Origin of the sequence: Exiguobacterium sp. SH0S7 (assembly GCF_004337195.1) — a bacterium.
Taxonomy (GTDB): Bacteria; Bacillota; Bacilli; order Exiguobacteriales; family Exiguobacteriaceae; genus Exiguobacterium; species Exiguobacterium aurantiacum_A.
This window is the reverse complement of the sequence record NZ_SJVA01000005.1, coordinates 101,448-123,963: the sequence shown is the minus strand read 5'-3', so window position 1 is coordinate 123,963 and position 22,516 is coordinate 101,448. Positions and strand designations below refer to the sequence as shown.

General features: G+C 53.1%; 23 protein-coding genes. 20 read left to right on the top strand and 3 right to left on the bottom strand.

The features are described from left to right. The first annotated feature begins 79 nt into the window (after window positions 1-79). The 7 genes from EVJ22_RS10075 to nhaC all read left to right on the top strand — a co-directional run bounded on the left by EVJ22_RS10075 (window position 80) and on the right by nhaC (window position 7,688). Complete coding sequence (locus tag EVJ22_RS10075) at window positions 80-1,924, top strand: anaerobic ribonucleoside triphosphate reductase (protein ID WP_131443863.1); 1,845 nt, start codon at window positions 80-82, stop codon at window positions 1,922-1,924. After that, a complete protein-coding gene (gene nrdG, locus EVJ22_RS10070) occupies window positions 1,902-2,357 on the top strand; it encodes an anaerobic ribonucleoside-triphosphate reductase activating protein (protein WP_131443862.1) in 456 nt (151 codons plus the stop codon). Before EVJ22_RS10075 ends, nrdG begins: the two co-directional genes overlap by 23 nt. A 55-nt stretch (window positions 2,358-2,412) precedes the next feature. Further along, window positions 2,413-3,231, top strand: a complete 819-nt coding sequence (locus tag EVJ22_RS10065; RefSeq protein WP_131443861.1) for a fumarylacetoacetate hydrolase family protein — start codon at window positions 2,413-2,415, stop codon at window positions 3,229-3,231. A 121-nt stretch (window positions 3,232-3,352) separates the two neighbouring features. Next, window positions 3,353-4,606, top strand: a complete 1,254-nt coding sequence (locus EVJ22_RS10060) for a S1C family serine protease (RefSeq protein ID WP_131443860.1) — start codon at window positions 3,353-3,355, stop codon at window positions 4,604-4,606. 54 nt (window positions 4,607-4,660) lie between these two features. Further along, the gene (locus tag EVJ22_RS10055; protein ID WP_173647363.1) at window positions 4,661-5,005 is read left to right on the top strand and encodes a DoxX family protein; all 345 of its coding nucleotides are present in this window, start codon (window positions 4,661-4,663) and stop codon (window positions 5,003-5,005) included. 22 nt (window positions 5,006-5,027) lie between these two features. Continuing rightward, window positions 5,028-6,125, top strand: a complete 1,098-nt coding sequence (locus EVJ22_RS10050) for an amidohydrolase (RefSeq protein ID WP_131443859.1) — start codon at window positions 5,028-5,030, stop codon at window positions 6,123-6,125. Between the two features lie 162 nt (window positions 6,126-6,287). Next, the gene (gene nhaC, locus EVJ22_RS10045) at window positions 6,288-7,688 is read left to right on the top strand and encodes a Na+/H+ antiporter NhaC (RefSeq protein ID WP_370246370.1); all 1,401 of its coding nucleotides are present in this window, start codon (window positions 6,288-6,290) and stop codon (window positions 7,686-7,688) included. A 15-nt stretch (window positions 7,689-7,703) separates the two neighbouring features. On the opposite strand, the gene EVJ22_RS10040 is transcribed toward nhaC, so the two are convergent. After that, a complete protein-coding gene (locus EVJ22_RS10040; protein ID WP_131443858.1) occupies window positions 7,704-8,900 on the bottom strand; it encodes an HTH domain-containing protein in 1,197 nt (398 codons plus the stop codon). A gap of 81 nt (window positions 8,901-8,981) precedes the next feature. Here EVJ22_RS10040 and EVJ22_RS10035 point away from each other — a divergent pair, with 81 nt between their 5' ends. Beyond that, on the top strand, window positions 8,982-10,112 hold the full coding sequence (locus EVJ22_RS10035; RefSeq protein ID WP_131443857.1) for a mandelate racemase/muconate lactonizing enzyme family protein: 1,131 nt from the start codon (window positions 8,982-8,984) through the stop codon (window positions 10,110-10,112). Then, on the top strand, window positions 10,099-10,770 hold the full coding sequence (locus tag EVJ22_RS10030; protein ID WP_131443856.1) for a hypothetical protein: 672 nt from the start codon (window positions 10,099-10,101) through the stop codon (window positions 10,768-10,770). Before EVJ22_RS10035 ends, EVJ22_RS10030 begins: the two co-directional genes overlap by 14 nt. Window positions 10,771-10,805: 35 nt before the next feature. On the opposite strand, the gene EVJ22_RS10025 is transcribed toward EVJ22_RS10030, so the two are convergent. Beyond that, the gene (locus EVJ22_RS10025; RefSeq protein ID WP_071397395.1) at window positions 10,806-11,555 is read right to left on the bottom strand and encodes a GDSL-type esterase/lipase family protein; all 750 of its coding nucleotides are present in this window, start codon (window positions 11,553-11,555) and stop codon (window positions 10,806-10,808) included. Window positions 11,556-11,672: 117 nt separating this feature from the next. Here EVJ22_RS10025 and EVJ22_RS10020 point away from each other — a divergent pair, with 117 nt between their 5' ends. From EVJ22_RS10020 to hfq, 7 genes are all read left to right on the top strand, one after another. Continuing rightward, complete coding sequence (locus EVJ22_RS10020) at window positions 11,673-12,593, top strand: ABC transporter ATP-binding protein (protein WP_131443855.1); 921 nt, start codon at window positions 11,673-11,675, stop codon at window positions 12,591-12,593. Further along, the gene (locus EVJ22_RS10015) at window positions 12,586-13,584 is read left to right on the top strand and encodes an ABC transporter permease (protein WP_071397396.1); all 999 of its coding nucleotides are present in this window, start codon (window positions 12,586-12,588) and stop codon (window positions 13,582-13,584) included. The genes EVJ22_RS10020 and EVJ22_RS10015 overlap by 8 nt, the downstream gene beginning before the upstream one ends. 179 nt (window positions 13,585-13,763) lie before the next feature. Next, a complete protein-coding gene (locus EVJ22_RS10010; RefSeq protein WP_131443854.1) occupies window positions 13,764-15,293 on the top strand; it encodes a M4 family metallopeptidase in 1,530 nt (509 codons plus the stop codon). 130 nt (window positions 15,294-15,423) lie between these two features. Next, the gene (locus EVJ22_RS10005) at window positions 15,424-16,275 is read left to right on the top strand and encodes a PPK2 family polyphosphate kinase (RefSeq protein ID WP_071397398.1); all 852 of its coding nucleotides are present in this window, start codon (window positions 15,424-15,426) and stop codon (window positions 16,273-16,275) included. Between the two features lie 112 nt (window positions 16,276-16,387). Then, entirely contained in the window at window positions 16,388-16,996 is a 609-nt protein-coding gene (locus EVJ22_RS10000) for an AmiS/UreI family transporter (protein ID WP_071397399.1), read from the top strand. A 223-nt stretch (window positions 16,997-17,219) separates the two neighbouring features. Then, a complete protein-coding gene (gene miaA, locus EVJ22_RS09995) occupies window positions 17,220-18,170 on the top strand; it encodes a tRNA (adenosine(37)-N6)-dimethylallyltransferase MiaA (protein ID WP_070327357.1) in 951 nt (316 codons plus the stop codon). A gap of 12 nt (window positions 18,171-18,182) precedes the next feature. Further along, entirely contained in the window at window positions 18,183-18,431 is a 249-nt protein-coding gene (gene hfq, locus EVJ22_RS09990) for an RNA chaperone Hfq (RefSeq protein ID WP_016509830.1), read from the top strand. Window positions 18,432-18,472: 41 nt separating this feature from the next. On the opposite strand, the gene EVJ22_RS09985 is transcribed toward hfq, so the two are convergent. Continuing rightward, window positions 18,473-18,985: a hypothetical protein gene (locus EVJ22_RS09985; RefSeq protein ID WP_233589675.1), complete on the bottom strand. Its 513-nt coding sequence runs from the start codon at window positions 18,983-18,985 to the stop codon at window positions 18,473-18,475. 157 nt (window positions 18,986-19,142) lie between these two features. Between EVJ22_RS09985 and EVJ22_RS09980 the strand changes: the two genes are divergently transcribed. The 4 genes from EVJ22_RS09980 to EVJ22_RS09965 are packed head-to-tail and all read left to right on the top strand — an operon-like array spanning window position 19,143 to window position 22,424. After that, complete coding sequence (locus EVJ22_RS09980) at window positions 19,143-20,324, top strand: DNA-binding protein (protein WP_233589674.1); 1,182 nt, start codon at window positions 19,143-19,145, stop codon at window positions 20,322-20,324. Between the two features lie 15 nt (window positions 20,325-20,339). Further along, a complete protein-coding gene (locus tag EVJ22_RS09975; protein WP_131440522.1) occupies window positions 20,340-21,275 on the top strand; it encodes a CobW family GTP-binding protein in 936 nt (311 codons plus the stop codon). After that, window positions 21,272-22,054, top strand: a complete 783-nt coding sequence (locus tag EVJ22_RS09970) for a 5'-3' exonuclease (RefSeq protein ID WP_131443852.1) — start codon at window positions 21,272-21,274, stop codon at window positions 22,052-22,054. Before EVJ22_RS09975 ends, EVJ22_RS09970 begins: the two co-directional genes overlap by 4 nt. Further along, window positions 22,035-22,424, top strand: a complete 390-nt coding sequence (locus EVJ22_RS09965; protein ID WP_131440526.1) for a reverse transcriptase-like protein — start codon at window positions 22,035-22,037, stop codon at window positions 22,422-22,424. The genes EVJ22_RS09970 and EVJ22_RS09965 overlap by 20 nt, the downstream gene beginning before the upstream one ends. The last annotated feature ends 92 nt before the right edge of the window (window positions 22,425-22,516 follow it).

Below are 22,516 nucleotides of genomic sequence, written 5' to 3'. Positions count from 1 at the left end.
GACATAATCTATATATAGAATTTTTATCGGTTATCAGAAGTTAAATAATCAATATATAGCGAGGTGATGCGGAGTGAACATGCTCCAGCTTTATAATGATGTCTGTGTGCTACCAGATCAAGATTTGATCCAAGAGAACGCCAACGTCGACGGGAAGTCGCCACTCGGCAAACTAGCGCGCTTATCTTCAGAAGTGTCAAAACAATTATCGACCACGTATCTATTGTCGGAACGGTCACGTCTAGCGATCCGTGATAATTACTTATATGTGCATGACGCCGATTACTATGTGACCGGATCGACGACGTGTTGTCAAATCCCGCTCGGAGAGTTACTCGCGAACGGGTTCCACACCGGACACGGGACGATTCGTCCCCCGCAGGACATTCGTTCGGCGCTGGCGCTCGCCTCGATCATTCTTCAAGCGAATCAGAACATGCAACACGGGGGACAGGCGTTCCCGATGTTTGACGTCGATCTCGCTCCTTACGTCGAGAAGACGTATGAACGTCAACTCGAGCGGCTGAACGGACTACCGATTGAGCTGACGGCGGAACAACAACAACAGATTGCTGAAGCAGAAACCGTATCGGCGACGTACCAGGCGTGCGAGGCGTTTATCCATAACGCCAACTCGATGCACTCGCGCGGCGGCGGTCAAGTTCCGTTCGTGTCGATCAACTACGGCACCGACACGAGTCGGTGGGGACGGGTGTTTATCCGCGAGTTGTTAAAAGCGACAGAGCGAGGATTAGGTAACGGGGAGACGCCGATTTTCCCGATTCAAATCTTCAAAGTAAAGGAAGGCGTCAATTTCAATGACGGGGACCCGAACGTCGATTTGTTCCGCCACGCATGCCGCGTGACGGGCAAGCGGTTGTTCCCGAACTTCTCGTTCGTCGATGCGCCGTTCAACCTTCAGTACTATGACGGGACACATGCTTCAGAAGTTGCCTACATGGGCTGCCGGACACGAGTGATGGGAAACCGTCATGGGGCAGAGACGTCGATCGGAAGAGGTAATTTATCGTTCTCGACGTTGAATTTAGTGAAGATGGCACTCGTGTCATCCGATATCGAGTCGTTTTATAAGACGTTGGATGGATTCGTTGACATCGCCATCGAGCAATTGCTCGAGCGCTTCGACTATCAATGCAAGCGACATGCGGATGAATTCCGCTTTCTTTATGCGCAGCACGTCTGGCGGGGGAGTGAGACACTTTTGCCTGAATCGGAATTACGAGACGTGTTAAAACAAGGGACGTTGTCGCTCGGCTTCATCGGTCTCGCCGAAGCGCTACGCGTCCTCGTTGGCGGGACGCACGTTGAATCGAGGGAAGCAGAACGTATCGGTCTTGATATCGTGACCCATCTCGCGAACCGGATGAGGCAGGCGGGGGACGATCATGATTTAAACTTTTCGCTACTGGCGACGCCGGCCGAAGGATTGTCCGGGAAGTTCGTGTTAAACGATCAACACGAATTCGGGATGATCGCCGGTGTGACAGATCGCGCATTTTATACGAATTCGTTCCACGTCCCAGTTTATCAACACGTCTCAATCCGGGACAAGGTTCGAATCGAGGCACCATATCACGCCTTATGTGACGCCGGACATATTACGTACGTCGAGGTCGACGGTTCGCTCGCCCATAACCCGGAAGCGGTTGAATCGATCGTGCGGCTCATGCGGGCTCATGACGTCGGCTATGGCTCGATCAATCATCCGGTCGATCGTTGCGGGAGTTGCGGTCTAGAAGGAATCATCGACGAGTCGTGCCCGACGTGCGGGGAACGAAATCAGATCGAGCGGATCCGTCGTATCACCGGTTATTTGGTCGGGACGATGGATCGATGGAATTCGGCGAAACGAGAAGAAGAACGAGCGAGGGTGAAACATCATGCGCGTCCTATCCGTACTTGAAGAATCGGTCGTCGATGGTCCGGGCATTCGAACCGTGATTTTTACAGCAGGCTGTCCACATCGTTGCCCGGGCTGTCACAACCCTGAATCGTGGAATCCGCGAGGCGGTCGTGACATCTCGGTCGAAGAGTTGTTGGACCGTGTCGAGACGGCCGCATGGGAAGGCGTGACCATATCGGGCGGTGAACCGTTCCTGCAACCGGCTGAGCTGTCGGAGGTCGTGCGCGGTTGCAAGACACTCGGGAAGAACGTCTGGATCTATACTGGCTACACGTTAGAAGCGCTACAACAGCTAGAAAATGAGGACATCGACATCGTCCTTGACCACGCCGACGTGCTCGTCGACGGGCGTTTCGAGCAGCCGCTCATGGACCGCTCGCTCCGTTTCCGGGGGTCGAGCAACCAGCGGATCATTTTTCTGAACAAAGCGTGATCGGGGCGACAACGCCCCGATTTTTTGTATACTAACAAAAAAGGGGGAAATCATTATGAAATGGTGTAGCTATGAAATCGAAGGGGAGACAAGAGTCGGGGTGGTCGAAGCGGACCAAGTATATGATGTCAGTGATCAACTACATACGAACTCATTGTTAGAAGTAATCGCGCGCGAATTTAAACCGGATATCGATCTAGACGTCGCAAGCGTACGAGCGCTCGAAGACGTCAAACTTCAAGCGCCATACCGGCCGCTGAAAAATGTCATCTGTATCGGGAAAAACTACGAGGAGCACGTGAAAGAGATGGATACGGCGGGAGCCGGTAAGCTCGTCATCTTCACGAAAGCACCGACCTCGGTCGTCGGTCCTGATGCCATCGTCGAGCGTCATGCAGCGCTTACCGACCAACTTGACTATGAGGGCGAGCTCGCCGTCATCATCGGAAAGTCAGGACGCGACATTCAAGACGTCGAGGACCACATTTTTGGGTATACCATCATTAACGATATTACGGCACGAGACGTGCAAAAGCAGCACGTCCAGTTTTTCCGCGGCAAGTCGTTCGACACGTTCTGTCCGTTCGGACCATTTATCGTCACGCCGGAAGAACTCGAATTTCCACTGTCAATCCGCACAGACGTGAACGGGGAAAACCGTCAGCTCGGATCGACAGATGACATGATCCGACCGATCGATGAACTGATTCGGACGCTCTCAGCAGGGATGACGCTCGAAGCGGGTGACATCATCGCGACCGGGACGCCAGCCGGGGTCGGACATGGGATGAAGCCACCGGTCTACCTCCAGTCCGGAGACCGGGTCGAAGTGACGATTTCCGGGCTCGGCACGTTACGGAACGACATCGTCTGACGAAATTGACGCAAATTGTGAAGAATCTTGTAATCGTTCCGTCAATTCCATGAAACGGTGCCGGCTTCTATTATACTCAGGGTAGAAGTTAGAGGAAACATCATTGAGGAGATGACATGTTATGGAACGAAATGATCGGCCAAATGAACAAAATCGACATGAAGATTGGTTAGATACAGAGCTAGGTTCGTCAAAGCGGGCGCCTGAGCCTCCGCAAGCAGAACAAGTCGCTCGGCCCTCTTTCATGAGCCGGATGTTCCCAGGGTTCATCGGCGGCGTCGCCGGGGCGTTGTTGACCGGTGCGATTGGGTTACCGTTTATCGATCAAGCACCTGACGTCACGTCGAATACGAATGTGACGTCAGACGGGACACCTGTCCAAACCTCATCGAACATCAAAGACACATCGGTCACCAATGCGGTCGCGGTGGCACAACCGGCAGTCGTGACCGTGAACAACTTCGCGGCGAGCGGATTCTCGAACGAAGCGGTCGAAGCGGGTGTCGGATCAGGGGTCATCTATAAAAAAGAAAATGGCTCGGCTTACATCGTCACGAACCATCACGTCGTCAATGGCGCCGACCGTCTGACCGTCACGTTCAACGACGGTTCAACTGCTGATGCGAAGCTCATGGGAAGCGATGCGACGTACGATTTGGCCGTGCTCGAAGTCGACGCGGACAACGTATCGTCTGTGATTAAGATCGGGAAATCGAGCGAATTGAAACCGGGGCAGACGGTCATCGCCATCGGTAACCCGCTCGGACAGTTTGAGAACTCGGTCACACGCGGGATCGTCTCTTCGACGTCGCGTCTCGTACCGGTCGATACGGACGAGAACGGACAAGCGGACTTTAATGCCGAAGTCATCCAAACGGATGCGGCCATCAACCCCGGTAACTCTGGTGGGGCGTTGATCAATGAATCCGGTCAGTTGATCGGGATCAACTCGATGAAAATCGCGACCGATTCTGTCGAAGGGGTCGGCTTCTCGATTCCGGTCGACATCGCGTTGCCGCTCATCAATCAAATTGAGCAGACCGGAGAAGTAAACCATCCGTCGCTCGGTGTCTCATTGCGTGACGTTAATGAGTTCCCGCCTGGTTATTTGACTGAACAGATCAAGCTACCGGAGTCGGTGACGGCCGGGACGATTATCGTCGACGTGCAGGCGGACAGTTCGGCGGCGGCAGCGGGCCTTGAGGCTCGTGACGTCATCGTCAAAATCAACGATCAACCCGTGTCCTCGTTCATCGATTTGCGGAGCGAATTGATTCGTGACACGGACGGCGTCGTCACGATCGAGTACGTCCGGGACGGCAAGACCGAAACGGTCGATGTCGAGATTCAAAATGCGAACGGAGACGCGTTGTAAAGATGGGCACGATGCCCATCTTTTTTGTTATGCTTAGAAAAAGGAGGGGATAACGTGATTCGTAAGTTATACGGTGTGTTATTTTTAGGGGCCGGCATCATGCATTTCGTTCAAGAGCGCGCCTTCATGTCGATTATTCCGAAATCATGGCCGTTCAAGCGCTTCATGGTACAGGCTAGCGGTGTGATTGAAGTCGTCTATGGCGTGTTGTTGCTCTTGAACAAAGGGACCGGTTTCGTCAAGAAGACGTTGCCAGCTTTTTTGATTGCCGTGTTCCCGGCAAACATCAATATGGCACTCAAACCATCCCGGATCGGGGGCAAGACGTTACCAAAATGGGTGACATGGGGTCGACTGCCGCTGCAATGGGTGTTGATCAAAGGCGTCAAGAAACTGTGACTACATAACGGGGGAATCAATCATGACTACGAACGTACTGAACTGGTTCGAGCATTTTCATGCTCATCCGGAAGTGAGTTGGAAAGAAGAAAAGACGACGAAGACGATTGCGGACATCTTGGCGTCATGGAACGTGCGTCACGAGACGTTTGACGACGTGACGGGTGTCATCGCTGAAATCGGCACCGGTGCCGACGTTATCGCCGTCCGAGCCGATATCGATGCCTTATGGCAACAAGTCGACGGAGAGTTCAGGGCTAATCATTCGTGCGGCCACGACGCCAACATAAGCATGGTGCTCGGCGCGCTCGAGCTGTTAAAGGACGAGGCGCTCTCGAAACGGATCCGCTTTATCTTCCAACCGGCGGAAGAACAAGGTAACGGCTCGCTCGCGATGATCAATAAAGGGGCACTTGACGATGTCAGCCACTTGTACGGCATTCATTTGCGCCCGCTCGAAGAGCTGAAGCGCGGCCAATACGCCGCTGCGATTCAACACGGCGCCGCTTTGTTCTTGAAAGGACGGATCATCGGGGACGATGCCCACGGTGCGAGGCCACACCAAGGTCAGAATGCGCTCGACGTCGTCTTCACGATTCAACAGATGTTGAAAAGCATCTATCTGTCGCCGTTTGAGCCGCATTCGATCAAGCTGACCGGTGTCCAGGCAGGAAGTGACAACATGAACATCATTCCGGGCAACGCCACGTTCTCGATTGACGTGCGGGCCCAACAAAACAAAGAACTGCTCGAGCTTCGTGACCGTCTCGAGACGATATTGCATCAAATTAGCGTGCTGCATGGCGTCGAAATCGAGTTGGAATGGCAAGACTTCACGCCGGGTGCCGAGATCGGGAAACACTCGAGCCGGATTACAGCAGAAGCGATCACCGCACTCCATGGCGAGGACGCGCTCGTCAATCGCATCGTGACGTCAGGAAGTGACGATTTTCATTTTTACACGGTCGAGAAACCGGGACTCGATGCCACGATGATCGGGATCGGGGCAAATTTGACGCCGGGACTGCATCACCCGCAGATGACGTTCGACCGCGACGTCTTGCCTGAAGGGGCGGCTTTGCTCGCCGAGACGCTACGCCGAGCGGTTGCAATACGATAAAGTGAAACGAAATGGACGGGGCGTGAGCTTGCCGTCCATTTTTTTGTTGCCAACTTCTTATGTAAGCGTTATCATATTCTCATTAGCGACAATATAACGACAATTCTGAATTTTCGCTAACGGGGAGGAATTTACATGGAACTGCAGGGGAACAGGCAAGACATGAAGCTCGGTTGGGCGCTCTTACCGCTACTTGTCATGATCGGGGTCATGCTCGTCGCCATCGTCAAACTCGAGCAAGGACCACACATCCCGCTCATCGTCGGGACGGCGACCGCTTCGCTTGTCGCGTGGCGTCACGGCTACAAATGGAAAGACATCGAGGAGATGATGTACAAGGGGATACGGCTCGCCTTGCCGGCGGTCGTCATCATCATCTTGGTCGGTTTGACGATCGGCGCCTGGATCGGGGGAGGCGTTGTCGCCACGATGATATATTTTGGGTTGAAGATCATCTCGCCGGCCTACTTCCTCGTGACGATCTGTCTCATCTGTGCGGTCGTTGCTTTGTCGATCGGCAGTTCGTGGTCGACGATGGGGACGATTGGTGTCGCCGGGATGGGCATTGGGCTCAGCATGGGGATTCCGGCGCCGATGGTCGCAGGTGCCGTCATCTCGGGCGCCTACTTCGGCGATAAGATGTCGCCGCTGTCGGATACGACGAACCTTGCGGCCGGTTTGACGCATACGAACTTGTTCGTCCACATCCGTCATATGCTTTATACGACGATTCCGGGACTCATCATCGCGCTTGGCGTCTATTGGTGGCTCGGGACGCGTTTCAATGATACGGCGACGAATCCTTCAGATATCGTGCAGACGCTCGGCATTTTGGAGGACAGTTTCGTCATTTCGCCTTGGTTGCTACTGATTCCGCTCGCGGTCATCGTGCTCGTCACGAAAAAAGTACCGGCCATCCCGGCACTCGTCGTCGGGATCGCGCTCGGCTTCCTGGCCCAAGTCGTCATTCAAGGCGGATCGCTCTCGGATAGCGTCGGTGCGCTTCAAAGCGGCTATGTCATCGACACCGGCAATGAGCTCGTCGATAATTTATTCAGTCGAGGTGGGCTCGACGCAATGATGTATACCGTCTCGATGACGATCGTCGCGATGACGTTCGGGGGGATTTTGGAGTATTCGGGGATGCTGCAATCAATCATGAACCAGATCGTCAAACTGGCGAAGACGGCCGGCTCGATGATCGCGTCGACGATTCTCGCCGGGATTGCGACGAACGCGACGTGTTCCGAGCAATACATATCGATCGTCGTGCCGGCACGCATGTTTGCCGGGGCCTATGAGAAGATGGGGCTCCACTCGAAGAACTTGTCCCGGGCGCTCGAGGACGGCGGCACGCTGACGTCAGTGTTCATCCCGTGGAACACGTGCGGGGTGTTCATTCTCGGGACGCTCGGTGTCGGGGCGTTCGAGTACGCGCCGTACGCCGTGCTCAACTTCGTCGTCCCGGTCATCTCGATCATCTATGCGTTCACAGGGTTCACGATCGAACGGATCACGGTGTTGCAAGCAGAAACACAAGTCGAAGATCAAGCAGCATTATAAAAATTTCCCGGCCCTCTAGGCCGGGAAATTGAATTTATAGACGGCGCGGGGGCGGCCTTGGGCGTAGCTCATTTCTTCACCAATGACGCTGACAAGGTATGCGTCGTGTAGTTTTTTGATGAGCCGCTCGGTCGTCCGTCGCGAGACGTTCAAGTAGTCGGTCAGCTCTTTGGCGGTGAACTCGAGTTTGCGTTTCGAGAATCGGATGATCTTGCCGGCGTTGGCCGGGCTGATGCCGACTTGTTTGACGATATCGAACGCAACTTCTTCGGTCACACGGTAAGAAGTCACGTCGTCGCGTTTCGGGAAAGACAATCGCTTCGAGTCGTCAACGATGCGGACTCGTTCGTCGGTGGCTGCAGACAAGGCGATTTGTGCATGTTCGTAAGCTTGTTGGTATTGGGTGCCGTAGCCGATCCCGATTGAAGAGTCAAAAGACGCGGGGGCGAGCGTGTTTTCTTCGAGGGCGCTGATCGTCTCGCCTTTCGTCGTCAACAGAGCGGTCGAGGGACCGTCCGTCGTTTCGAGATGTCCGCCGATATAGTGAACCGTTGCCAAATGGTCGCGGAGCGCCTCAGAATCGGTATCATATAAAATGATTGAAAATTGAGCGTTGTCCGCCAACAGTTGCCGAACACGTTGAATCAGTTGCTCGAGATGGGACCGGATCGTACTCGGCGGCTCGATCATGAGCTGACTCTCATAGCCTTGCTCTTGCAATTGGCTGTGGACACGCTCGATGCTCGTCAAGGCCAAGTTCGTTTGAGCGGGTTGTAAGTCCGCGTGAAACGCGAATACGTCTTGAAAGTCGACGTCAGGATGAATCTTCATCAAATGAGGTGGGGTCGTCACTGCGGGGAGGGACGATAAAATCGCCGCCAACCGTTTCGGCTCGATCACATCGATCGACACGTGTTCGAGGGAGACGGCACGAGTGAGCGCCGCCGACAAGAGCGTCGTCAACAGCACGGTCTCGTCTTGGACGACGTGGTGCGCCATATTCGTACTGAGATAAGGCAGCGCGTACGAATAAGGGAACGAGCCCGAGAAGAAGACGCCGTCGAACGAACCGAGCTGTTTGGCGATCGTGGCCGCCTCGTGCGGATGTTTATACGTATAGTAGGCGAAGCGAACATCTTCATAATCAGGGGCCAGCGCCGTGATGGTAGCGACGAAGTCGGCCGAACCGACGATTGCTAAATGAATCGACATACGAAAACTCCTCCTTGCAATTTAGCGACTATTTAACGACAATATATACAATGAACTTTTAAATGTAAAGGAGCTCTTATCATGAAACTAGAAAAAATAGAACTGTTTGCGATTGAACTACCGCTCAAAGTCCCGTTCATCGTCAGCTACCATCGCTATGACGTCATGCCGTCGGTAATCGTCAAGATGACGACCGAATGCGGTCTCGTCGGGTACGGTGAGGCGGTTGCCGACGAACACGTGACGGGCGAGTCGCTTGAGAGTACGATCAGTGTCATTCGCCACTTGCTCGGTCCACTGTTGATCGGACGGAACCCGATGCATCTAGAACGGATTCACGACGAGATGGACCGGGCCATCCGTGACGTTCCAGCGGCCAAGGCAGCGCTCGACATCGCTTGTCATGACTTGATCGGGAAGAAGCTCGGACAACCCATCTACGAGTTGCTCGGCGGACGCTATCACGACGCCTTCCTGGTCACACACGTCTTAAGTATCGGTGAGCCTGAAGCGATGGCGGCGGAAGCGTCGGAACAGGTCGGAGAAGGTTACACGGCCGTCAAAATGAAAGTCGGCGTCGATGTCGCCTCGGACGTCCGTCGTGTCGCGGCAGTAAGGCAAGCGGTCGGTCCTGACGTCCCAATCCGTGTTGATGTCAACCAAGGCTGGGTAAACGCGGCAAAGACGCTGCAGGCGATGCGTAAGCTCGAACCGTTCGATATCGATTGGGTCGAGCAACCGGTCAAAGCCGACGATTTTGAAGGAATGCTCGAAGTCAAAGGCAAAATATCGGTCCCGCTTATGATTGACGAAGGGGTACGGGGTGTCGCCGACATGCGCCGCTTGACGATGATGCAAGCGGCGCATAAAGTGAACGTGAAATTGATGAAGTGCGGCGGCATCTATCCGGCGAAAAAACTCGTCCATATGGCCGAGATGTCCGGTATCGAGTGTCAAATCGGCTCGATGGTCGAATCGTCGATCGCTTCGAGCGCGGGCTTTCACGTCGCGTTCTCGAGCAAAATCGTTCAATCGGTCGAACTGACCGGCCCGCTCCGGTTCGCTACGGACGTCGGCAATTTGACGTACGATTTACCGTTCATCCGCTTGAACGACCGTCCGGGTCTCGGTGTCGACGTCGATGAGGACGTGCTCCGTCGCCTGACGACCGATTACTATGAAGTCGGAGGCGCCGATCATGTGGCACGGTGAATGCAATGGACTTGAACTCGACGTTCGGCATTTGACCGATATGAACTTGACGGCCATCGAAGCGGTGCAACAAACCGTGATTGCTGATCTTGCCGAAGGTAGCCATTACCAAGCGCTCACGACAGACGAATTCATGAAGCTGTTGTCGGATCAGACGATCATCGGCGCGTTCCACAAAGATGCGTTGATTGCGTTTCGGGCGTTGCTCATCCCGCCGCTCGATGACGAACATTTAGGTCGTGACATCGGGCGGCGTGAGGATGAACTCGATCGCATCATCTACCAAGAGGTGACGAACGTCGATCCGTCTTATCGGGGCTACCGTTTGCAGCAACATTTAGGTAAGCTGTTGATGGAAGAATTGAGCCAAGATGAACGGTTTGACCTCGTCTGTGCGACCGTCGCCCCGTTCAACATCCCGAGCTTGAAGGACAAGTTTGTCCTGGGTCTAAGAATTGGCGCACTCAAACAAAAGTATGGCGGTAAACTTCGTTATATCTTTATGAAAGAACTGCATACGGGTTGGCGACCGTTAGGTGAGACGGCGTGGCTTGAGATGAGTGATACGGACGGCCAAGTCGAATTATTGAAGACGGGTTGGTACGGCACGGCGATGAAACGAGTCGACGAGACGTGGCTTATCCAATATGAACGGTAAAAATGGCCTGATCCATGTGATCAGGCCAAACGTATTTAGTCGAGGATAAATAAAATGTCATCGGCAAGTTTTTCATACGTCCGATCGCTCGGGTGGAACTGATCGCTTGCGAGGTCTCGGGTGACGTCGCTCACGTACGCGAACGGATCGATCACGTCGATGCGGTACGTATTCCCAAGGTTAGCCGCCGCAGCGTTCCAGTCGAGAATCAGCTGGTTGAACGCCTGTCCGTTCGTGTTCTCGGGGAACGGGTTGTAAAGCGCGATATAGACGATTTGAGCCGTGTCGTTCAGACCACGGATTTCTGCAAAGATATCATTTAAGTTTGCTTTAGCGTCCGTGACGACTTGTTCGATATCGACAGATTCGAAGTTATCGACGTTCTCGCCCCGGTTGAACAGGTCGTTGCCGCCGATCGTTAGCGTGATGTAGCGGGCGTTTTTGATTGTCCGCTGAACTTCCGGCTGAGCGAGCTGAGCGAGCAGGTCCTCGGTGCGTGCCCCCGATATGGCCAAGTTTTGTGTGCGGATATCTTGGTCTTCGAGAGCGGCGCTGACCGGTTGAACGTAACCGGCGCCTGACGTCGAACCGACGCCGCGTGTGATTGAATCACCGAGAGCGACGAAAATTTCGCCGTCTGGTTCAGGTCTCGTATCTTCGCTGACCGAGAGCGTACGCTCCGGCGGGTTGACGATGTCTTGATACCCGATCCAAAGACCAAACAAGGCCGTTGCCGTCAATAAGACAGAGCCGATTAAAAAGGCATACCATTTCCCATTTTTCATCTGATGACCTCACTTTCTATGAGACCATCATATCAAATATATTTGAACCTGCCCTATGTGAATGTTCGAATAGGACAGAAGCGGACGAGTCCGCTAGAATAGAGTTGAGGTGAGACGATGCAACCAACATTGAAAATAGACCATTTGACAAAAGTAATCGGGAAAAAAACCATCATCGACGATATCTCGTTCGATGTGTTTCCTGGGGAAGTGTTCGGCTTTTTAGGACCGAACGGTGCTGGTAAGACGACGACGATCCGGATGATCGTCGGCTTGATCAAACCGACGAAAGGGTCCGTCTCGATTTGCGGTTTTGGCGTCGAGCGCCAGTTCGTCCAAGCGATGAACCAGATCGGGGCGATTGTCGAGAATCCCGAGCTGTATAAATTTTTGAGTGGCCGCGAGAACTTGAACGTGTTCGCGCGCATGTTACCGGGTATCACGGAGGCCCGGATTCAAGAAGTGATCGACCTCGTCGATTTGACGGCCCGGATCGATGACAAAGTGAAGACGTACTCGCTCGGGATGCGCCAACGGCTTGGGATCGCGCAAGCGATGCTCAACAACCCGCGTGTCTTGATTTTAGATGAACCGACGAACGGGCTCGATCCGATGGGGATCCGTGATTTGCGACTGTTTATCCGTCGCCTCGTCGAAGAGACCGGACTCAGTGTGCTCGTTTCAAGCCACATCTTGGCGGAAATTGAGTTGCTCGCTGACCGTGTCGCCATCATGTCGCGCGGCAAGATTGTGAAAGTCGGTACCGTTCAAGAGCTGATCAATGAATTGGCGTCGACGGTCGACGTTCAAGTGGCGGACAGTTTTGAGGTGTTGCCGATTGTTCGTGGTTTTGAATCGATCGAGCAGGCGGACGTCGTCGACGAACGGACGATCCGTGTCTCGATGAACTTAGAAGACACGGCCCGATTAAATCGTTATTTGCTTGATCGAGATGTGGAAGTCTTTGGTCTCGAACGACGTGTTCAGACGCTCGAAGAACTGTTTATCACATTGACCGGGGGTGACCATATTGTCTAATCCATCTTTACTCGGCCTGATTCGTAACGAAGTGTTGAAGATCCATAATAAGCGACGACTATTGGTCGTCTCGGTCATCCTCGTCGTACTCGTCTCGATGTTCACGTACGCCAACTATCGTCAAATCGAGAAGCAGCGTGAAGAGCAAGGGACGATTGACTGGCGTGTCGACTTGCAGCAAGAGATCGTCGATACGCAAAACCGGCTCGCCTCGGCGAACGTCCAAGACGAGTTCCGGCAAATCCTCGAGTTCCAAGTGCAACAAAATCAATACTACTTAGATAACGACATCAACCCGAGTTATCCTGGGGCGCCGACGTTCATGCGTGTCTTCTTCTCCCAAGGGACGACGCTCGTCCTGCCGCTGTTCATCATCGTTCTGATGGCAGACATCGTCAGCGGCGAGCATAATGACGGGACGATCAAGACGCTGTTGTCACGTCCGGTCCGGCGCTTTAAGATTTTGTTGGCGAAATGGATGACGACGCTGTTGTACACATCGATCCTCATCTTCATCACGGCGTTCGTCAGTTACGCCATTTCCGGGATCGTGCTCGGATGGGACGGTTGGACGGCACCGATCTTGACCGGATTCCAGGCCTCAGCGACCGGGACGTTCTCGACCGACTTCGTCCATACGTTGCCGATGTGGCAATACTTGCTCATGTCGGTCGGTCTATCGTGGTTCGTCGTGGCGGCCGTCGGTACGATCGCACTCATGATTTCGGTCCTCGTCAAAAATACGGCGACCGGGATCGGGATCATGATGGCCATCCTCATTTCGGGACCGCTCCTCACGTCGCTCGGTTCGAACTGGGACAGCTCGAAATACTTGGTGAACGTCAACTTCGGTCTTCATACCTATCTCGAGGGACAAGCCCCGCCGATCGATGGGATGACGCTGCCGTTCTCGCTCATCGTCATTTTTGCTTGGTCGCTTGCGGCTTTGGCGTACGCGTTCTATCACTTCACTCAAAAAGATGTCTATTAAATGAGAAAGTGTCACCATCCCGGTGGCGCTTTTTTTATACGGTTGAAAGCACTAAACAGGAAGACTGAATAGGTTAAATGTCTCAATAGTTAGAATTGTCAAAATAATCAATAAGTTGGATTCCTTAACTGTGGGAAACTATGTAAAGTAAGAGACACCACATAAGGAGGGAAACACATATGAAAAAAGTTTTATCGACATCACTGATTGCAGGCGTCTTACTCGTTCCACAATTCGCCGGGGCGGCAGAACTGAAGACAGGCGCGTTGACAAAACCATCGACTGAGGCGCCGGTGACGATCGTCAAAGAGTTCTCCAAAGCGAAAGGAGAATTCAAGACGATCGAATCGAAGCGCGACAAAGTCGGACAAGTCGTCAAACTTCAACAAACGGTGGACGGTGTTCCTGTATTCGGCGGTATCGTCGTCGGAGTGGTCGACGAGGCCGGGCAATTGAAGACGGTCGTCGATGACACGAAACAACTGAAAGGACTACATAAATCGATCAAACTGAACGAACGAAAAGCGATCGCCCGCTATAAAGAACTTGTCGGTCATACAGGCGCCTACGAGCTCGAGCCGGCAGCGGAACTCGTCATCTACCCGAACAAAGGTGAAGCGGCTTATGCCTATGAGGTGACCGGGACGATCCTCGATGCTGAGGAACCCTCACGTTGGACGTACTTCATCGATGCGACGAGCGGCGAGGTGTTGAACAAATACAACCAGTTGGCCCACGCCAAACCGACGAACGGCATTACCGGAACGACGTTTACCGGGACGGGGATCGACGTGCTCGGACAGAGTCAGACGTTCAAGACGACGAAGAGCGGGTCATACTACTATTTACAAGACTCGACGCGCGGTAAAGGCATCTACACGTACGATGCCGGAAACCAGACACGTCTTCCCGGATCACTTTGGGCCGATGTCGATAACGTGTTGAACACGACGTATGACCGGGCAGCGGTCAGTGCGCACGTGAATGCGACGAAAACGTACGATTTCTTTAAAAACACTTACGGCCGCAATAGTTACGACAACAACGGGGCGGCCCTCAACTCGACGGTCCATTACAGCCGCAGTTACAACAACGCGTTCTGGGACGGCAGCAAGATGGTTTACGGGGACGGGGATGGACAGACGTTCACATACCTCTCGGGTGCGCTCGATGTCGTCGCCCACGAGTTGTCACACGCTGTCACCGAGTACACGGCCGGCTTGATTTACCAGAATGAATCGGGTGCGATCAACGAAGCGGTGTCTGATATCTTTGGTACGGTCGCTGAATACAGTGTCGGATCGAACTTTGACTGGTTGGTCGGGGAGGATATCTACACGCCAGGCGTTGCGGGGGACGCTCTACGTTCGATGTCGAACCCGGCCGCTTACGGTGACCCGGATCACTATTCGGTGCGTTATACAGGAACGCAAGACAATGGCGGTGTCCATATCAACTCAGGAATCGTCAACAAAGCGGCCTACTTGTTAGGGAATGGCGGATCGCATTACGGTGTCTCGGTCCAAGGTGTCGGCGTCATGGAGATGGGGGACATCTACTACCGCGCCCTCACGGTCTACTTGACACCGACTTCGAACTTCTCGAGTCTTCGCCAAGCGGTCGTCCAATCGGCTAAAGACCTTTACGGTTCGACGAGCATACAAGCCGTCGCTGCCGCGAAATCGTTTGACGCAGTCGGCATCTATTAATCGGAATCAATTAAGTAGACAGACATCTCTTCCCGCGCGGAAGAGATGTTTTTAGTTTAGTAGGTGATAGACTCGCAAAAGAGGGTAAATAGGGTTGTAGTTTAAACTGAACTGATTCAGAGGAGGATTTATGAATATTCACCAATTTCGCATCGACCATAAAAATGGAATTCGCTTGAGCGACTTCCAAACGAGCATGCAAGACCGGCCGTCTGATGAGACGTTGACTGAGGAATTGATTCCAAAAAGTGTCGACAGGTTAAAAGAGTTACATTGGAAGCTATATGCCGAGGCTAAAAAGGGTGTCGTCGTCGTCTTGCAGGCGCTAGATGCCGGGGGGAAAGATGAAGCGATCAGCTATATCTTCTCAAACTTGAATGCCCAAGGGTTGAAGACGAACGCCTTCCAAAAGCCGTCGGACACCGAAAAGAAACATGACTACTTATGGCGGATGCACGATTTGATGCCGGAGCGGGGGCAAGTCGGTATTTTGAACCGATCGTATTACGAAGAAGTCATCGCACCCCGCGTCCACGATCTACTAGGCGACGAGGTGATCCCAGATGAAGAGAACGTATGGGCCGTGCGCTACCGTCAGATTAACGATTATGAGCAGTATCTTAAGGAGAACGGCTTTGAGGTCATCAAATTTTTCTTTAACGTCTCAAAAGAAGTGCAACGCGATCGTCTGCTCGAACGGCTGAAAGACCCGAAGAAGAATTGGGAGTTTTCATTCAGTGATGTCGAGGAGCGGAGACATTGGGACGATTACCAGGCCATCTTCGAAGACATGTTGTCGAATACGTCGACAAGCCAGGCACCATGGTATATTCTTCCGGCCGACGATGACTGGTACGCGCGTTATATCGTCTCGACCGTTATGATCGACGTGCTCGAGAACATCAATCCGCAGTTCCCGACGTTCACAGAAGATGAGCAGGAAAAGATTGACGAGGCGATTAAAGAATTAGAAAGTGAATGATTGAGCGTCGTGTGCTGAAACGATTGATTTCCCTATTGCGTTGAAAGCGAATCCAATGTACAGTGGACGTATCGAATCAGACGTCAGACATCTATACAAAGGAGCAATCATTGTGGGGAATATTAGTTTGTTGTTCGGCGGCGTGGCACTGTTCATTAACAGCCTCGTCCTGTTTGGGAAAGTCGATATGAAAAGTGCCGGGGTGTTCAGCCTGTTCACCGGCATGTTCCAGGCGTTCATCGCGACATGGCTCGTCATCGGGGCGAGCCCGTCAGAACTGTTTGGATACGCAGGTATTTACTTGTTCGCATTCACGTATTTGTACGTCGGTGTGACGTTCATATTTAACTTGGACGGACGCGGTGTCGGCTGGTTCTCACTGTTCGTCGCGATTTCAGCACTATTTTACGCCGTCGTCGGGTTCGCGAACGGTGACAGCATGGGCGCGGTGACGTGGTTGTTCTGGTCGTTCCTTTGGGGATTGTTCTTCTATGGGATGGCGCTGGAACGAGCGATCGACGGCGTGACAGCACGCGTCGCCTTCGTCCTCGCTTGGTTGACGTTGATCGTACCCGCATTGCTCGGCTTGGCCAATTTGATGACGCCGCTCTATGACGTCATTTGGTGGGCGGCGAGCGGTACGGCTGTCCTCTACTTTGGCTTCGCGATGTCGCGGTTCAAACGCCAAGTCGAGACGGCAAACCAAAAACGCTCATCCTGAGCGTTTTTAGTTTGCATGTTAAATTGTGTCTAAAGTGTGAAAAGTGGGAATGAAGTAGGTAAAGGAGGCGGTCACAGATGAGTGATGGCTTGATTTTACTGCTCGGTTTATTAATCTGCGGTTGGATGCTGTTTGCGGTCGTGTTTGATGATACAATTAAAAGAAGAATTTGACGGGCCGTTTCCTTTTTTAGGAACGGTCTTTCGTTTGAGGAGTGACAGAGATGAAAAAGACACCAGTCATCGTGATCGTCGGGCCGACGGCAGTCGGGAAGACGAAGACGGGCATCGAGCTCGCCAAGGCGTTCGACGGAGAAATCGTATCAGGCGACTCGGTCCAAGTGTACCGCGGAATGGATATCGGTTCCGCCAAAGTGACGGTCGAAGAGGCGGAAGGCGTACCGCATCACTTGATCGACATTTGTGACCCGGATGAGGCGATGAGCGTCGCCAAATTTCAACGTCTCGCCCGCGCGGCGATCGACGATATCTACTCGCGCGGGAAAGTGCCGATTGTAGTCGGTGGGACGGGCCTGTATATTCGGGCGATTTTATACGATTACGAGTTCACGGAGCGACCGGTCGATACGGAACTGCGTGCAGCGCTAGAAGCCGAAGCGGAAGCGCATGGCGCCGAGGCGTTGCACGACCGCTTGCGTGGCCTCGACCCGAGGCGCGCCGACATCATTCATCCAAATAATGTCCGCCGTGTCATCCGTGCCCTCGAAGTCGCGCTCTCAGGTGACGAGCAGGCAATGGATAGTGCCCCATCTGAGCACTATGATTATAAGTTGTTCGTCCTGCACGCCGATCGCGACGTCTTATATGAGCGGATCAATCATCGCGTCGATTTGATGATCGAAGCGGGTCTAATCGAAGAAGTCGAGCGTCTATTGCGTGCCGGGTACCGTGAGACACAGGCGCTACGGGCCATCGGCTATAAAGAAGTCGTACCATACTTAGACGGGAAACTGACGCGAGAGCGGATGACCGAGACGTTAAAACAACATACACGCCAGTTTGCCAAACGGCAATTAACGTGGTTCCGTCATCAATTTGATGGGATTTGGGTAGATATGGGAAAGAAATCATTTGAACTATCGTATAAAAATATCTATGATGAGGTTGAGGAGTTTTTTCGAAAATTCCGATTATTTGAACGAGACATAGACTAGGGGGAATGCAACATGAAGGCAAGCTATAACATCCAAGATCATTTTCTGAACCAATTGCGCAAAGAGATGGTTCCGACGACCGTGTTTTTAGTCAGTGGCTTCCAAATTCGCGGAGTCATCAAATCATTTGACAACTTCACAGTGATCGTCGAGTCGGAAGGGCGCCAACAGTTGATTTATAAACATGCGATTTCGACGTTCTCGCCAGCACGGAACGTCACGTTGTTCGAACCGGAAGCGGTCGAGATGACGGAAGGTTAATTGAAGCATAAGGAAAGAGCGGCCCGGGGACCGCTCTTTTCTTATGCCGTTTTTATGTTGCGGTCATCATGGAGCGCCTCGAGGACGCGATGGATGGCGCAGCCACCGAGCAACGAGTCGAGTTGCTCGCACATTTGGGCGGGACTCGACCGATACAAGTGCATATACGTCCGTTTCCACGAGCGGTCGGCCGACTGGATGCGGACGAGCAGGTCGGCGTGACCGAGCTCTTTCAGCTTATCGATATTCATCCGGTTCGTCCGGGCGAAGGCAGATAAGACGACCGCTTTCGCGAGCGGTGTTTGCACCGGATACCCTGAGACGATTAAAGCGGCCATCGCCCCTTTCATCTCATGCGCGACGACCGAGTCGATGAGGTCGTCGTGCGTATATGGATTTCCGGCGTGACCGGCGACTGCCTGTTCAAGCTCATTGTCTGATACGGGACAGACCGCCCCTTCAAGGATACCGTCAATCGTTGGATGGACATCTGCATAACGTGCCGCTTCCCCTGTCGCGATCAACCGTTCATACGTGTCTAGTAGTGAAATCATCATCATTCCCCCTTTTTGTAACTACTTATATCGTAACAATATAGGTAAGCGCTTTCAATATATTCCTCGCAAGTTTCTGACCAATAACGAAAGTATGTTCGCCTCGAACGATAAAACACGATACAATGGGCAAAGAGAAGAAAAAGGGGGTCATATCATGAATTATTATCAACAGATCGACGCGGTCGCAGGTGGTGGTACGTTCGACCGGGCCCGGTTTCAAGTTCCGAAAGTCGAGAAGTCGACGCTTCGGCTAGCAGATTTGTCGGATGGGACACCGATTCAGACGAATGCGCTCGTCAGTTCGGTCGAGGTGCGGGAAGGGAAGTCTGGCGCCAAATGGTTGCAACTTAATTTGACGACGTCTGGCGGGCTGATTCGGGCCAAACACTGGCTACGGGGCAACGAAGACCAACTGCTACCGATTTACGAATCGGGCGTGATCGCATTAGAAGGAAAGATTGACGTCTATCCGAAGCCGGACGGCGCCAAATCGATCACGATCGATCGTGTCCAACCGATGTCCCGGGACGAGGCGGTGTCGCTCTTACCTGGACTTCCAGGCGACGAGACGTTCGATCAGTATGCCGAAGAGCTGTTCGCGATTTTGTCGACGCTGTCTCCGGACTATGAGGCGATCGCGTTGGCGCTCCTCGATCAATATTGGGACGATTTCGTATTGGCCCCGGCTGCGCTCTACCATCACCACAACTACGTCGGTGGACTGTTAAAACATACGGTCTGCATGTTGCGACTCGGTTACCGCATCCAAGAGCAAGACGATTATTTGGCGACTGCGTTCCGGATCATCAAAGAAGCCGAGCAGTTGCACAAAGTAGACGTATGGAATACGATGAACGGTGTTAAAGTCGAGCAGGCGTTCCGTGGGACGTTTGAGTCGCTCTATACGGCGTGTGAGGCGATGGCAGAACTGAAAGAACCGCTCCGCTGGGACGAACTCGCGCTCGGTATCTTGTTCCATGATATCGGCAAGTTGTTCGAATACAGTCATCTGTTGTCGTCACCGAGACGGTTCGAGCAGCTGTTTTACGTCACCGGCACGAGTGAGACGACAGGGATCGCCATCAATCCGATGGGGAGTCTGGTCGGACATATGCCGTACGGAGGGCTGTTGTTCGAGAAGAGTCAACAAGCCGCCGGCATCACGTTGCCGCTTGACGTCCACCACCGGATTTGGCATATGATCTTGTCCCACCACGGAAAACGGGAATGGGGTTCTAGCGTCCTGCCGGCCACGACCGAAGGGTGGCTGCTCCATTTGATCGACTTGTTGGACGCTCGCTACGAGAAGTGGGCACGGGTCCACGAAAATTTATAAAGTGAGGTGCAAGGCATGATTCCCGTGCAATTAGTGACCGGCTTTTTAGGCGCCGGAAAAACGACATATATGAACCGTCTTTTAGAAGCGACGGACGAACGATTGCTCTTGATCGTCAACGAGCTCGGCTCGGTCAACATTGATGAACAATTGATCGTCAACATGGATCAAGAACAGATCGAACTGTCGAACGGTTGTATTTGTTGTTCGATCCAAAATGATTTGAGCAAGACGTTTTATCAACTCGCCTCACGAGGCGAGTCGTTCGACCGCATCGTCATCGAGACGACCGGTGTTGCCGACCCGGCCCCAATCATCCAGACGATTTATTACGACGATTACTTACGCTCGCGCTTTAAACTGACGGCGATTTTGACCGTCGTCGATGCGAGCCAGATGGACCGCGAACTGTTCATCGAAGGTATCCATCAAATCGCCTATGCCGATGTGATTTTGCTCAACAAAGTCGATCTCGTCAGCGAGGCCGAGCTCGGGCGGGCCCACGGCCGGATTCGTGAATTGAACCCGACCGTTCGTGTCATCGAGACCGAGCAGACGGTCGGAGCGTATGATTTACTCGAGAACACGTTCCAGCTCTCCCGCATCGATGAACGTCTGCTCGGCGAACTGACGGCCGGACATACGTCCGTCTCGACGCTGCGGGCCATCACGATCACGACTGACGTGCCGCTAAACCGTGAGCGGGTCACACGTTACGTCAGAGAAGTGCTCATGCACTATGAACAAGACGTCTATCGTCTCAAAGCGATCGTCCGCCTTGAAGGCGAGTCTTCAAAATTTGTCGTCCAGGCGACGAACCAGTTGATGGGCGCGACGTTCGCCAATGAACCGAGCGACGATACCCGGTCTGTTTTTGTCTGGATTGGCAAAGAACTTGACCGGGAAGCGCTTGAACGCGGGATGAAAGCTTGTGAGGTGAATGAACGATGAGATTGATGCTAGTAGACGGATTTAACTTATTATCACGTTATTATTTTGCGACCGAACGACGCCGAGCGCTCGACCCCGAAGTGACGTTGAAAGGTTTGCTCCGTAAAGTCGACGGCTGGACGAACGAGTTTACCTACATCGCTTTCTTTTGGGACGGACCGATTGAAACGACGCATCGATTCGCCTTGTTCCCTGACTATAAGGCGACCCGGACCGGTCTACCGGAGCCGTTGTTTCATGATTATGTCAAACTGCGGGCCGCGCTCACGGAACGCGGCATCTTTCAGTCTGAGCTGGCCGGGTACGAGGCGGACGATTTGATGGGGGCCGTCGCGACGGCGTTTCCCGGAGAATCGTACATGTATTCGTCCGACCGGGACTTGCATCAACTGTTATCCCCGAACGTGTTTCAAATCGTCCCTAAAAAAGGTGAGGAACTGTTGATGAACCGGGAATTGTTCGAAGCGACGTACGGGGTGAGACCGTTACAGTTCGTCGATGTGAAGGCGCTCCAAGGCGATGCGTCGGACAACATTCCGGGCGTTAAAGGTATCGGCCCGAAGACGGCGACGATCCTCGTGCAGTCATACGATACTGTCGAGCAGTTATACGAACTGTTGCGAACGGAACAGTTGCTTGAAGCACACCAAAAGTATGTGAAAAAATTGGACGGTCACGAAGAAGTCGCGTTGCTGTCGAAGCGTCTGTCACAAATCGATATCGACGCTCCGATCGAGACCGACTGGGAGGCGTACCGCTTTGGTTCACGTTTATTTTGACGCGGCCACGAATCAGCAGACCGGGGAGAACGGGCTCGGTGTCTGGCTAAAGGCATCCGATGGGACGGTCGTTACGTTCACAGAGAAGCGGACCGGGCTATCGAGCGTTCAAGCCGAGCTCGCGGCACTCGTCTTCGCGCTCAAACAAGCAGAAGCGCTCGAAGGGGAGTCGACGTTCCTCTTTTATTCAGACGCCGAGACAATCGTGCGTGCGCTCGAGCAACGCTTTATGAAAGACAAATCGGTCAAACCGCTATTTCTCGAGGCGTTGATCGCCTACGACGAACTGCCGGTCACGTTCATCAAGTGGATCCCACGGGCAGACAACCGGGCTGACTCGGTCGCAAAGGCAGCGCTGCTTGGCAGATGAAGAAGTCGAGACACGTCTCGACTTTTTTTCGATTCTCATAGGCGCACGTTTCTTTTTTGCAAAAATTTCGCTAAAATGAAAGCGAAGTCAAA